Genomic DNA, 12,711 nt, shown 5'->3' with positions numbered 1-12,711 from the left:
TGAAAATCAGACACACTTTTTGTCACTTAACCCCATTTTGTCGTTTAACCCTCGTTTAACCCCCAAAACGCAAAAATCCCCCGGCCTTACGACCGGGGGATTTTGTTCCTTGTGGAGCTTAGGGGAATCGAACCCCTGACCTCCTGCTTGCAAAGCAGGTGCTCTACCAATTGAGCTAAAGCCCCGTACACCGAGCAATTATACCTTGTTCGGCAGTGGGCCTAGGAGGACTTGAACCTCCGACCCCTTCGTTATCAGCGAAGTGCTCTAACCGCCTGAGCTATAGGCCCCGTGGAACGAGATATAACTTAACCCGTAACCATGACACTTCACAAATCGCCTGGTCAGAGGCCTAAATATTGAGTTAAAAAGTAGTCATTAAGTAGTCATTACGGCTACTCCATAACCAGATCACTGAAAACACCTCTGAACCAACGCGGCCCCGGGGCCACCGAACGGGGGTGACACCGGGGCCAGCGGGAGGCTAGGCAGCCTAGCTGTCGTCGGCAAGCGAAATCTTGAGACCTCCGACGAGACCGCCGCAAGCGTTGTAGATAACCGCGCCGAGGGCCATGAGCCCAATCGACAGCACCCACCACAGCGCTCCTACAGCGGCCGCCAGGCCAAGGACGAGACCCGCGCTGATGGAATCCTCCCCGCCGACCATTTCACTAATCGGAGCGAGCAATCCCATCCCGGAGAGCAAGAGGTAGAGCAGGCCAACCGCGGCAAGCCAGACGAGGAAGCAAATGAAACCAGTGGCCGCCGTAATGCGCATGGCGGACCAGGGGCTCACCTTGTCGACTACCAAGTTAGTTTCGGCCATGCGCTTACTCCTTCTCCGCCTCCGAGTCACCGGACTCGGCAGCACCGGTGCTCTTGGTGGCGCCGGTGCGCTTCGGGACTACGTCCAAGGTTCCGGCCTCAGAGACCTTAGAAGCGGTCTCTTCGCCCTCATCCTCGACGTTGCGGTCGATAGCCAGCAGTTCCACGCCGTCAGCGAGGTTGACCAGGCGCACGCCCTTAGTGGCACGCGAGGTGGCGCGAATCTCGTTGACGTTGGTGCGGATGATGTCGCCGGCGGAGGTGACAGCGAAGATTTCGTCGTCGTTGTCCACCACCAGGGCGCCCATCAGCGGACCACGCTTCGGGTCGTACTTGAGCGTCAGCACGCCCATACCGCCGCGGTTCTGCGGGGTGTACTCGCTGAGCTTGGTCTTCTTGCCGAAGCCGCCGGTCGTTGCGACCAGCAGGTTGTGCTCTTCCTCGACCACGACCATGCTGAGCAGCTTGTCGTCGCCCTTGAAGCGCATGCCCTGGACACCGGCAGTGGCGCGGCCCATCGGGCGCAGCGCGTCGTCGGAGGCGGTGAAGCGGATAGCCTGGCCGCGCTCGGAGACGAGCAGCAGGTCATCGTCAGCAGAGCACAGACGGGCACCGATGAGGGAGTCGCCTTCGCGCAGGTTGATGGCAATCAGGCCAGCGGAACGAGCGGACTCGTAGTCCTCCAAACGGGACTTCTTTACCTTGCCCTCGCTGGTGGCCAGCACCAGGTACGGGCTGTCCTGGTAGCTCTGAATCTGCAGCACCTCGGCGATGCGCTCCTCCGGCTGGAACTCCAGCAGATTGGCGACATGCTGGCCGCGGGCGGCGCGAGTGGCCTCCGGCAGTTCGTAGGCCTTGAGTCGGTAGACGCGACCCTTGTTGGTGAAGAACAGAATCCAGTCGTGCGTGGAGCAGACGAAGAAGTGGCGGACAATGTCGTCCTGCTTCAGGTCCGCACCGCGCACGCCCTTGCCACCACGGCGCTGGGCCTTGTAGGCATCGACCTTGGTGCGCTTGGCGTAGCCCGTGGAAGTAATGGTCACAACCACGTTTTCGCGGGCGATGAGGTCCTCTTCGGTGACGTCGCCCTCAGCGGCCACAATCTGGGTACGACGGTCATCGCCGTACTTCTCCACGACCTCGCCCAGCTCTTCCTTGACGATGGCGCGCTGACGCTCCGGCTTGGCCAGGATGTCCTTCAGGTCGGCGATCTCGAGCTCGATCTCAGCCAACTCGTCAATGATCTTCTGGCGCTCCAGAGCAGCCAGGCGACGCAGCTGCATCGCCAAAATGGCGTCAGCCTGAATCTCGTCGATTTCGAGCAGACCCATCAGGCCCGTGCGCGCGGTATCAACCGTGGCGGACCGGCGAATCAGGGCGATGACCTCGTCCAACATATCCAGAGCCTTGACCAGGCCGCGCAGGATATGGGCGCGCTTTTCCTTCTCGTCCAGGCGGAACTGGGTCCGTCGAACAATGACCTCAATCTGGTGGGCGACATACAGCGTCACCATCTGGTCAATGCGCAGCGTACGCGGCACACCGTCGACGATGGCGAGCATGTTCGCACCGAAGCTGGTCTGCAGCTGGGAGTGCTTGTACAGGTTGTTCAGCACCACACGCGGTACGGCGTCGCGCTTGAGCTTGACGACGATACGCATGCCCCACTTCAGGTCAGATTCGTCATCAATCGAGGCAATGCCCTGCAGACGCCCGTCCTTGACCTGATCCGCGATGTTGGCAATCATGCGGTCCGGGTTGACCTGGTACGGCAGCTCAGTGATGACAATCGACTGACGGGTGCCCTCCTGCTCAATCGAGGTCACACCGCGCATGCGAATCGAACCACGGCCGGTGGTGTAGGCCTCCTTGATGCCCTTATCGCCGACAATTTGGGCGGCAGTTGGGAAATCCGGGCCCTTGATGCGCTCCATGACCGCATCCAGCGTGGTCTTTTCATCCGCTTCCGGGTTGTCCAGGCACCAGTTGATGGCATCCGCGACCTCACGGAGGTTGTGCGGTGGGATGTTGGTGGCCATACCGACGGCAATACCGCCGGAGCCGTTCATCAACAGCTGCGGGACACGCGACGGCAGAATAACCGGCTCTGTCGTACGACCGTCGTAGTTCGGCTGGAAATCGACGGTGTTTTCGCGAATGTCGCGCACCATTTCCATGGCCAACGGCGTCAGACGGGCCTCGGTGTAACGCATAGCTGCGGGGCCGTCGTCACCGCGGGAGCCGAAGTTACCCTGACCGTCGACAAGCGGATAGCGCATGGACCACGGCTGCGCCATGCGCACCATGGTGTCGTAAATAGCGATGTCGCCGTGCGGGTGGTAGTTACCCATCGTGTCCGAAACCGGCTTTGCGGACTTCACATAGCCGCGCTCCGGGCGGTAGCCGTTGTCGAACATGGCGTAGAGAATGCGGCGGTGCACCGGCTTGAGACCATCACGGATCTCCGGCAGCGCACGGCCAACAATCACGCTCATGGCGTAGTCGATATAGCTCGACTGCATCTCTTCATTGATGTCGATCGGGCGAACCTGGTGGCCCAATACTCCACTTCCGAAAGATGAGCCGTCGTTGTTGTTATCGTCGCTCAATGACTGCTTCCTTTACTTAAAAGAGGTTCGCATCCATTCTACAGGGCTTTAGAGCCCGCTTTACGACGCCGTGTGCAACTTTTCGATACCATTGTGGTATCAAATCTGGGGTTTTAGGCCTAGTAGAGACGAATAAGACGGCACAAGCTAGGCAGCAGGGAGCAAATGCGATGGCGATGACCTTGAGACTCACGAAAGAACAGGACACCGCCTTGGCTCTGCTGGCGCACATGGAGGGCGTGTCTAAACACGAGGCCGTCATTCGCGCCATCGAATCCGCCGCCACGAGAGCCCTTCAACAAGGTCAAGCCCGGGAAATTACGGCAAGCGTAATTGATACCGACATGGCGCTGCTGCGAAAGTTGAGCTCCCCAAGGCCCCGCGGAGTACAAGAATGAGCGCGCCTCAGATTCAGCCTCTCAGCGAGGCCGCTATCCTGGCGGCTACCGATGAACTGGTGGACACAGTGCCGGAATTGGCCGACGCTACACTTGCGAGGCCGTGGACAATCAGCGCTATTGTCGCCGCCAGCTCAGGAGTCATTGCTGGTCACCGTAGCTTTCCCGCGATTTCTGCGGCAGCGCAGGCGGTCGCTTACGCAACGTTTCACGTGAAACCACTAAGTTTTGGCAACACCGCACTGGGCGCACTACTTGCACACATACTCCTCACCACCAACGGCGAAGAGCTGTCATTCGCAGAGACGTGGGATCTGGTCAAAGGCGGCACTTAGCCGGGGACAGGGCCTAGTCACTCTTTCGGGTAAACGGGCTGGTCGGAATGCGATTGCCGGACTCCAGCCGGCCCGTGTAATACGCCGTGGCCTCACCTTCAGCCAGCTCAACCTCGTACCAACCATCACGGACATAATCAGCCGTCCGGTCCTGCCCGCCAACTAGAACACGTCCCGCCGCGTGCTCCAAAGTGACCTCCGGCAACTCTTTCGCCGTCTTGCTGAATACACGCAGGAAGCGGTCCGGGCCGCACACGGTAAGTTCGCGCTCCAGGAGTCCAATTCGCAGCTCTAACGTACCGAGCACCGTGTGATGCTCCACCTTATTGCCACTGTAAACAGCGAAAACAGCCTCACGGGAACCGTCATTGACCAGCACAAGATTGCCGCCTTTGAGGTAGGCGTGCAGCCGGTACGGTGTCGGCAGCGCGGTCGCCTGCTCGGACTCCTGCACAGGATAGTCACCGGCCGGCTCCGCCTCCCAGCGCTTCACAAACTCCGGCGCTGGTCCCGGCTGCTCTGGAAGCTGCATTCCCGTAGACGCCGAGAAGTCCAGTGTGGATACCAAATCACCACATACCCGACGACGCCAATCAGTGATATTTCCGCAGCTCACGCCGGTGACTTGCTCCAGGAAACGGATCACCGAAGTGTGATCGAAGACCTCTGAGGACACCAAACCACCCACCGACCACGGTGAAATGACAGTCATCGGGACGCGGAAACCGAGCCCCTTCGGCTTGCCCAGGTACCACTCCCCCGGCTCATTCTTCGGCGGCAGCGGCGGCACCACATGGTCGAAGTAACCATCAAACTCGTCAAAGTTAATCAGGAAGACGGTCTTGGCCCACACCTCCGGGTTGGAGGCCAACGCATCCAACAGGCGGTAAGTGATATTCGCCGACTGAATCGGCGAGGACGCTCCCGGGTGCTCGCTTTCCGCGGCCGACGGCACAATCCAGGACACCTTTGGCAGCTGTCCGGATTCAACGTCCCGTCGGAAAGCATCAGCGAGCGTGCCCGGCTGGCGACGGTAAAGCGCACGATCGTAGAGATTCCGTTCCGCCTCAGGCAGCTTCTCCACAGCGGCATTCAGGCGGTCGACCATCTCCTGCTGCTCTGCAGTTGGCGGCATCCCATCGCCCAGTTCCAGCAGCTTCTCGTGGAAGCCCGTCATGTCGCGACCAGGCAGCCCGGCCTCACGAATGACCTTGCGGCCAATATTTCGAAACGCGGCGAAGAAATCCAGGTTGTTGTCCGTGTAGTTATCCCACTCCTGGTAAACGCGCCATGGCACCCCAGCCGCCGAGAGATCCTCGGCATACGTGCGCCACCTGTACCCCGGGTGCGTCGGCTCGTACGCCGCATTGCCAACCGCTCCAGTCCCCCACGGTTCCCTTCGGGTATCACCTGAAAACAGGTAGTTGCGGTTCGGGCTTGTCGACGTAGGCATCGAGGAAAAGTAACCATCGCAGATAGTGAACGTCTCTGCGAGAGCGAATTGGAACGCGATGTCCTGGCGGTCATAACAGGCCATCGTGCCCTTACCCTTGGCCTCGATCCAGCCGTTACAGCGGCCGCCATTTAGTGCAACCTGCCCGTCTTCCCAACCGTGCGGCAAACTTGCAATGTACTCCACCGAGAGATCACCGCGATTAGCGGCGTTGCGAATCAGGTATGGACTGACCCCACTCTGGTTGAAAACGCCCGGCAAAGCGGAATTGTCGTTGTACCCCCGCACACCTCGGAGCGTGCCGAAGTAGTGATCAAAAGAGCGGTTTTCCTGCATCAACACGACAACGTGCTCAACCTGGTCGAGGGAGCCAGCCGGTCGGGGCTGCGCGAGTGCATGGAGCAACGATGGCGGCAGCAGCGTGCTCGCAGCGGTGACAGCACCGACTCCAGCGGCGGTCTGCAGGAAGTGCCGACGGGAAAATTCAGATATATTTTTAGGTGAAGTTGCCATAGGCATCTACGTTAAGAAGCGCAGATTACCAGCCGGCGAACTGCCGCTTAATTCTCCTCGATAAATCGCTCGAAACGGTCAACCACAGCCTGTGGCTCACGCGCCCACCGATTATGGCCAAGGCGCTGCTCAATGAACTCGTACTTCGCAGACTTAGGCAACATCCGAGCTAGCGCTTGCGCAGATTCCGCTGGGCAATCACGGTCACCGCCACAGTTCAGCAATAACGCTGGGGTAGTTACTTTCGGCATCTCAGCGGCATAGTCGATGTCTGCACCCCGTGGTCGCAGAAAGCCCGTGCGCGAGAAGCGCGCCCACTCCACCACATGATTGCGAGCCTGCCGACCGTAACCAGCCACATCGAACCTGCCTGCCGGCCAATAACCCAAAATCTGGGATACCACCTGCATAAATGGTGCACCGTAACGAAGCCGCTTGTACTCGTTGCCAGTAAAACACCTATAGTGCGGGGTGCCGGATCCGACCATCACCACGCCGGCCACATCCGCTTCCGGTCGGGCCAAATACAGAGAAGCAATCTGGCCGCCCATGGAATGACACAGCAAATAAACGGGAAGCTTCTCCCCTGCTGCCAGATGGTCGAATTCCTTCCGAGCACAAGCCACCGCCAAGGGATAATCCACCGACGCGAGATCCTGGTAGCCCCAATTGTGACGGCGGGTGGCCACCGCAGTTTGGTTACCCTGGCCGCGCAACTCCGAGGTCAGGACGCAAAAACCTCGACGCTGTAACTCTTGGGCAATCGGCCGGTAGTAGCGAGCACCCATGCCAAAGCCCGGCCAAATAACGACAATGCCCCGAGGCGAACCTTCGGGAAACCGAAGCGCCATCGGGGTCACGGAGCCATCTGGCAATGTCTCCTGCACAATACGTGGCTCGACTGGCGGTTCCCCGTTGACCATGCTTCCCCGAGTATCTTCCATTTCATAAACATTAATGGCTGAACGGAGGTTTTGTCAGGGGAACCGACAAGCCGATAACCAGACTTGGTATCGGCTTAGACGTCGAGGAAGCGAACGTCCTTCGCATTACGGGTGATGAACGAACGTCGTGAAGCGACGTCATCGCCCATCAGAATGGTGAACAGTTCGTCCGCCTTCTGCGCGTCCTCGAGGGCGACCTTACGCAGCACGCGGTGATCCGGATCCATGGTGGTATCCCACAGCTCAGCGGCGTTCATCTCACCGAGACCCTTGTAACGCTGAACACCATCGTCCTTGTTGATCTTGCGGTTGGCAGCCAGCCCCTCTTCCAGCAGCTGATCGCGCTCAGCATCTGAGTAGGCGTAGCCCGGCTCACCCTTGGCCCACTTGAGCTTGTACAGCGGCGGCTGGGCGAGGTAGACGTGCCCTTCATCAATCAGCGGACGCATCAGGCGGAACAGCAGCGTCAGTAGCAGCGTGGCAATGTGCTGACCATCGACATCGGCGTCGGCCATCAGCACGATCTTGTGGTAGCGCAGCTTCTCGATGTCGAACTCGTCGTGAATACCGGTGCCCAGCGCCGTAATAATGGCCTGGACCTCGTTATTCTTCAGCGTCTTATCCAGGCGCGCCTTCTCGACGTTCAAGATCTTACCGCGTAGCGGCAAAATGGCCTGGAACAGCGAGTTTCGGCCTGCCTTTGCAGAACCACCTGCGGAGTCACCCTCCACGATGAACAGCTCGGACTGCTTCGGATCCTTCGAACGGCAGTCCGCCAACTTACCCGGAAGACCGCCAAGATCGGTCGCGGACTTACGACGCACCAGGTCACGAGCCTTACGAGCCGCCTGACGGGCATGTGCCGAAGCAATGGCCTTGTTAACAATGGCCTTGGCCTCGGCCGGATTGGCCTCTAGCCAGTGACCGATGTGCTCATTAGTCATGCGCTGGACGAAGGAACGCACCTCGGTGTTACCCAGCTTCGTCTTCGTCTGGCCCTCGAACTGCGGATCGGCGACCTTCACCGAAATCACGGCAGCGAGACCTTCACGGCAGTCCTCGCCGGAGAGGTTGTTTTCCTTCTCCTTCAACAGGCGGTGCTCACGCGCATAGCGGTTCATCAGCGATGTCAACGCAGAACGGAAGCCCTCTTCGTGCGTGCCACCCTCAATGGTGTTAATGGTATTGGCGAAGGTGTGCACCGACTCGGAGTAACCCGAGTTCCACTGCATGGCGATCTCGACCTCATGGCCGTCACCTGCAGCATCGAAGGAAATGATGGTCGGGTGGATGATGTTCTTCGACTTGTTCAGAGTCTCGACATAGTCCCGCAGACCATTCGGGTAGTGGAAGACCTTGCGGCGCTCCTTCGGCTTGGTGGTCTTCTCTGCCTTCTCCTTCTGCTCCTCAACCGCATCCTTGGCGATCTCAGCGGATTCGGTCTCCGCCTGCTCCGCCAGAGCCTCGGCCTCGAGCTCCTCCTCGGAGACACGCTTGTCCACCAACGTGATGGTCAGGCCCTTGTTCAAAAACGCCATCTCGCGCAGGCGGCGAGAAATGGTGTCGAACTTGAAATCGGTGGTCTCAAAAATCTCCGGGTCCGGCCAGAAACGCTGCGTGGTACCCGAGCCGCGCGTCTTCTTACCTCGGATAATTTCTTCCGGAACAGCCTGGTCGAAGTTCTGGTACCAGGTGTAGCCATCGCGGATGACCTCGGTTTCCATACGCGTCGACAGCGCGTTAACCACCGAAATACCCACACCGTGCAGACCACCGGAAACAGCGTAGGACTCGGAGTCAAACTTGCCGCCGGCGTGCAGCTGAGTCATAACCACCTGCACCGTCGGCATACCCGACGGGTGCATTTCGACAGGAATACCACGGCCGTTATCGCGGACCTGAACGCCGCCGTCTTCCAGCAGAGTGACCTCAACATCGGTGGCGTAACCCGCCATCGCCTCGTCGACGGAGTTGTCTACAACCTCCCACACCAGGTGGTGCAAGCCACGCTCACCAGTTGAGCCAATGTACATACCCGGCCGCTTACGCACGGCCTCGAGGCCCTCGAGGATGGTAATCGATGAGGCGTCATATTGATGTTCGGTAGCAGCCACGGTTCGGCGCGTCTCCTATTCTTGGTTCTCTCCCCGCGCAACATTCGTCAGCGCGCGAAAAATAGGCCGGCGGTCAAGCGCTATCAGCGCCAGCCAGAACTACATAGGACTACTAGATAGGTCTGGCTAGTTTGGAAGTCGATAACGTCTCAAGAACCGCCTGCCGGTTTTCTCCTGCCCATCTTACCCCAACGTAGTCCCCTACTGTGGATATAGCCGATGCGCTCAAAGGACCAAATTTCGCAGTTTTACGCATACCGACGGGTATTCGTAGACCGTTTACCGACCTTTACCCGTAAGTATCACGCGGTCCTCGGCCCTCGATGTGCAATTTGCCCTTGCGCCAATTCGGCGCTTTTGGCCCAAGCACCTTAATTTCCTCAACCACTCCATCCCCGACGCGTTCCGCAATCGACTTCAAAACCTGTCGCTGTGCTAGCCGCAGCTGTGTTGCCCATGCTGTCGATTGGCACTCGACCACCAAAGTGCCGTCCTTGAACTCCTTGACCTGGGAGTGTTCCGCGACAACCTTGCCGACCATCGAATCCCACTCCGTCATGATCACACCGTGGGCAATATGGATCTGCCAGCCGCGATCAACTACTGCCTTATTCAGCACCGCACCAATCGGCGCAGGTCGACGGTCATATTTCCGGTACAGCCGAATCCCCGCCTCCTTCAATAAGCTCGGCGAAATCACCGTACCGGCACGATCTCGTACCACTGCTTGCGCTGCCCGCTGCTTATCGACGTCCGCAACAATCCCCTCCGCGGCCTTCACAGGCACACGGCTATCGAGGCCAGACCACGAGCCCTTCTTCTTCGGTGGCCGCTGGAGATTCGGTAACTTGTGACCGCCCTCCTTAGCGGCATCGCGCATGCGGAAGAAAGCGTCGCTGATCAGGTCCTTTTCTTCTTCCGGTGAGTTATCCGGCTCCATGTTCTCGACCATACCCGTCACTCTTCCGCGACTGGGTTTTCATCCAGCAGTGAGATTCTCCCCTGCTCAGTCTGCGCCACCGTCACCGTGTGATGAGTGACAGAAGAATCCTCGACCAGTGCCTGAGGCAACTCCTCCCCCACCGCCGAGGTGATCAACACCTGCTCAGCCTGCTGCGCGATTTCCATGAGAGCTTCCCGACGATGCCGGTCGAGCTCCGCAAACACGTCGTCAAGCACCAAAATCGGGTCGGGTCCATCGGCCCGGAGCAAAAAGTACGCGCCGAGACGCAGCGCGAGTGCAAAAGACCAGGTTTCGCCGTGGCTAGCAAAGCCCTTGGCGGGGTCATTGCCGAGAATGAGGTCGAGATCATCGCGATGCGGACCAACGAGACAGGAACCGCGCTCAATCTCCGCGGTGCGGCGCTCCGCCATCTTCGTCAGCAGCAGTGCCTCGAGCAGCTCCGGTTCGCTGGGCAATGGCCCGCCATCCAGGCTGTCGACCTTCGGCGCATAGGCAATCGTGGCTGGGCGCGAGTGCGGGGCAAGCGTGGCATAGGCCTCGCTGACATGCTCGGAAAGCTCGGCGATCAAATCCATGCGCGCAGCCATTAACGCCGCTCCCACCTGCGCCAATTGCGCATCCCAGGTATCCAGCGTGCTCAGTGCGGCCTGCCCCTCCGAGGAAGAATAGCCACGGCGCAGCGTCGAGCCCGCCGACTTCAGCAGCGCATTCTTCTGACGCAAAATCTTGTCATATTGAATGCGGATACCGGCGGACAGTGGCCGTCGTAAAGCGAGCAAATCATCGATGTATCGGCGACGGGAAGCGGGCTCGCCCTTGACCAGCGTGAGATCCTCGGGCGAGAAAAAGACCGACTTGACGATCCCCAGCAGCTCCCGCGGAGACTTCAGCCGCGTGCGATTAATCTGCGCTTGATTCGCGCGATGCGGATTGATGAGCAGATGCGCCGTCAGCTCGCGGCCATCATTGACTGCCGTCGCCGAAATGCGTGCCGACGGGGTCCCCGAACGAACCAGCGGAGCATCCGTAGACACTCGATGCGAGCCGAGCGTGGAGAGATATCCAACGGCCTCAACAATATTGGTCTTGCCGTAGCCATTTTGCCCGGTAAATACGGTAATTCCAGGCGTGAACTCGACTTCCAACTCCGGCCAGGAGCGGAAGTCCCGCAAGGACAAATACCGAATGTGCATAGCCGCAAACTAGCCCGGCAGGCGCACAGGCATCAGCAGGTAAGTGAAGTCGGTCTCCGGCGTTGGGTAGAAGCCGTCCTCACCGAGCTCCGGGATAGCTTCCGGCTCTGGAATGAGAATCGCGGGACGCGACGGCTGCGTAAAGCCCAGCAGAACGCGGTGGGAGCGAACAGCGCTGAGCCCCTCGAGCAGGTACTGCGGGTTGAAGGCGATCAGAAGTGGTTCCCCATAGAAGTTGCAGGCCACAGTCTCTTCTGCGTGACCGACCTCGTCGCCATGAGCGGAAAGGACAACCTGGCCGTCGGAGAAGTCCATGCGAATCTGCGCACCGTGATCCGCCATCAGAGACACACGACGGATGGCATCCTGCAGCTGGTCAACACGAGCAACAGCCATGGAGGAATGCTGCTTCGGCAGCAGCGGACGGAACTTCGGGAACTCGGCGTCCAGCAGTCGCGTGGTAGTGCGACGAGGATCGGCGAGGATAGCCAGCAGACCTTCGGAGCCGACCTCACGATCATCAGATCCGTCGCCGAATGCCAAGGTCACTGGCTCGCTGGAAGTGGTATCGAGAGTGCGGGCAGTCTCCGCGAAGGTCTTTGCCGGGATGAGCAGCTTGGTCTCCCCCTCCGGGATCTGCTCCCACTCGAAACTGCGAACCGCCAGGCGGAAACGGTCGGTGGCAGCGAGAGTGACCTCGTTACCTTCGGTTTCCATCCGGATGCCGGTCAGCATCGGCAGCGACTCATCCTTGCCGGCAGCGATAGCGACCTGACCAATAGCCTCAGCCAACAGAGCGGCATCGACAGTGCCGGTAGCAGCCGGAGCTTCTGGTAGCTGAGGGTAATCCTCCAAGGTCAGGCTTGGTAGCTCGAAGCGGGAAGAACCACAGCGAACGATGACCTTCGTGCCATCAAAGTGCATCTCTACCTGCTTATTCGGCAGCTTAGAGACAATGTCAGAAACCAACTTGCCATTGACGGCGAAGCGACCGGGCTCATCGACCTCTGCGCTAATACGAATCTGAGTCGAGACCTCGTAGTCATAGCCAGCGAGCTGCAGACCATTGTCATCCGCGAGAAAAATCATGCCACGCAGAATCGGCTGAGTCGGGCGTGCAGGCAGGTTACGAGCAACCCAGCTCACCGCACCCGCGAGATCGTCCTTAGCCGCGCGAATACGGACTTCGGTCTGCTCCATCGTTCCTCCACCGGTATTGGATGTCTGTTATTAGCCGTCTTTTGTGTTGTCAGCACGCTATGTCAGCGCACATGACTGGAGTTACAAAGATTCCATCGTACAACTCTACTGCAGACTGCCAAAGACCTCACTGGCATTCTTGTAGTCCGTCTAGTGCTTAATC

General features: G+C 59.2%; 10 protein-coding genes and 2 tRNA genes. 2 read left to right on the top strand and 10 right to left on the bottom strand.

What is annotated here, in order from left to right; genetic code table 11:
* Positions 1 to 112: 112 nt before the first annotated feature.
* From HMPREF3053_RS01195 to gyrA, 4 genes are all read right to left on the bottom strand, one after another.
* Positions 113 to 185, bottom strand: a tRNA-Ala gene (locus HMPREF3053_RS01195).
* Between the two features lie 31 nt (positions 186 to 216).
* Positions 217 to 290: transfer RNA gene (locus HMPREF3053_RS01190), tRNA-Ile, on the bottom strand.
* Positions 291 to 493: 203 nt separating this feature from the next.
* Entirely contained in the window at positions 494 to 826 is a 333-nt protein-coding gene (locus HMPREF3053_RS01185; RefSeq protein WP_049170131.1) for a DUF3566 domain-containing protein, read from the bottom strand.
* 4 nt (positions 827 to 830) lie between these two features.
* Entirely contained in the window at positions 831 to 3,347 is a 2,517-nt protein-coding gene (gene gyrA, locus HMPREF3053_RS01180) for a DNA gyrase subunit A (RefSeq protein ID WP_231367213.1), read from the bottom strand.
* Positions 3,348 to 3,604: 257 nt separating this feature from the next.
* On the opposite strand from gyrA, the gene HMPREF3053_RS11170 reads away from it, so the two are divergent.
* Together HMPREF3053_RS11170 and HMPREF3053_RS01170 are read left to right on the top strand one after the other, a co-directional pair.
* Positions 3,605 to 3,832 (top strand): hypothetical protein, encoded by a 228-nt coding sequence (locus HMPREF3053_RS11170; protein WP_049170125.1) that lies wholly within the window; start codon positions 3,605 to 3,607, stop codon positions 3,830 to 3,832.
* Complete coding sequence (locus HMPREF3053_RS01170) at positions 3,829 to 4,167, top strand: hypothetical protein (RefSeq protein WP_070767133.1); 339 nt, start codon at positions 3,829 to 3,831, stop codon at positions 4,165 to 4,167. Before HMPREF3053_RS11170 ends, HMPREF3053_RS01170 begins: the two co-directional genes overlap by 4 nt.
* 13 nt (positions 4,168 to 4,180) lie before the next feature.
* Here the strand turns inward: HMPREF3053_RS01170 and HMPREF3053_RS01165 are convergent, their stop codons facing one another.
* The 6 genes from HMPREF3053_RS01165 to dnaN all read right to left on the bottom strand — a co-directional run bounded on the left by HMPREF3053_RS01165 (position 4,181) and on the right by dnaN (position 12,548).
* Positions 4,181 to 6,133, bottom strand: a complete 1,953-nt coding sequence (locus HMPREF3053_RS01165; protein WP_070767132.1) for an alkaline phosphatase family protein — start codon at positions 6,131 to 6,133, stop codon at positions 4,181 to 4,183.
* 47 nt (positions 6,134 to 6,180) lie between these two features.
* Complete coding sequence (locus tag HMPREF3053_RS01160) at positions 6,181 to 7,077, bottom strand: alpha/beta fold hydrolase (protein ID WP_370449400.1); 897 nt, start codon at positions 7,075 to 7,077, stop codon at positions 6,181 to 6,183.
* Between the two features lie 74 nt (positions 7,078 to 7,151).
* The gene (gene gyrB, locus HMPREF3053_RS01155; RefSeq protein WP_016421743.1) at positions 7,152 to 9,191 is read right to left on the bottom strand and encodes a DNA topoisomerase (ATP-hydrolyzing) subunit B; all 2,040 of its coding nucleotides are present in this window, start codon (positions 9,189 to 9,191) and stop codon (positions 7,152 to 7,154) included.
* Between the two features lie 289 nt (positions 9,192 to 9,480).
* Complete coding sequence (locus tag HMPREF3053_RS01150; protein ID WP_049170117.1) at positions 9,481 to 10,143, bottom strand: DciA family protein; 663 nt, start codon at positions 10,141 to 10,143, stop codon at positions 9,481 to 9,483.
* Positions 10,144 to 10,148: 5 nt separating this feature from the next.
* A complete protein-coding gene (gene recF, locus HMPREF3053_RS01145) occupies positions 10,149 to 11,348 on the bottom strand; it encodes a DNA replication/repair protein RecF (RefSeq protein WP_049170115.1) in 1,200 nt (399 codons plus the stop codon).
* A gap of 9 nt (positions 11,349 to 11,357) precedes the next feature.
* Complete coding sequence (gene dnaN, locus HMPREF3053_RS01140) at positions 11,358 to 12,548, bottom strand: DNA polymerase III subunit beta (RefSeq protein ID WP_048731377.1); 1,191 nt, start codon at positions 12,546 to 12,548, stop codon at positions 11,358 to 11,360.
* Between the last annotated feature and the right edge of the window lie 163 nt (positions 12,549 to 12,711).

The sequence above is a fragment of the Corynebacterium sp. HMSC064E07 genome, from assembly GCF_001815745.1.
Taxonomy (GTDB): Bacteria; Actinomycetota; Actinomycetes; order Mycobacteriales; family Mycobacteriaceae; genus Corynebacterium; species Corynebacterium jeikeium_D.
The sequence above is the reverse complement of the archived record's forward strand: the minus strand, read 5'-3'. Positions and strand labels throughout refer to the sequence as shown.

What these genes read in the sequence shown, in the direction of transcription:
- HMPREF3053_RS01185 (WP_049170131.1), bottom strand. Translation starts at nt 826, where the DNA reads ATGGCCGAAACTAACTTGGTAGTCGACAAGGTGAGCCCCTGGTCCGCC.
- gyrA (WP_231367213.1), bottom strand. Translation starts at nt 3,347, where the DNA reads ATGCAGTCGAGCTATATCGACTACGCCATGAGCGTGATTGTTGGCCGT.
- HMPREF3053_RS11170 (WP_049170125.1), top strand. Translation starts at nt 3,605, where the DNA reads ATGGCGATGACCTTGAGACTCACGAAAGAACAGGACACCGCCTTGGCT.
- HMPREF3053_RS01170 (WP_070767133.1), top strand. Translation starts at nt 3,829, where the DNA reads ATGAGCGCGCCTCAGATTCAGCCTCTCAGCGAGGCCGCTATCCTGGCG.
- HMPREF3053_RS01165 (WP_070767132.1), bottom strand. Translation starts at nt 6,133, where the DNA reads ATGGCAACTTCACCTAAAAATATATCTGAATTTTCCCGTCGGCACTTC.
- HMPREF3053_RS01160 (WP_370449400.1), bottom strand. Translation starts at nt 7,077, where the DNA reads ATGGAAGATACTCGGGGAAGCATGGTCAACGGGGAACCGCCAGTCGAG.
- HMPREF3053_RS01150 (WP_049170117.1), bottom strand. Translation starts at nt 10,143, where the DNA reads ATGGTCGAGAACATGGAGCCGGATAACTCACCGGAAGAAGAAAAGGAC.
- recF (WP_049170115.1), bottom strand. Translation starts at nt 11,348, where the DNA reads ATGCACATTCGGTATTTGTCCTTGCGGGACTTCCGCTCCTGGCCGGAG.
- dnaN (WP_048731377.1), bottom strand. Translation starts at nt 12,548, where the DNA reads ATGGAGCAGACCGAAGTCCGTATTCGCGCGGCTAAGGACGATCTCGCG.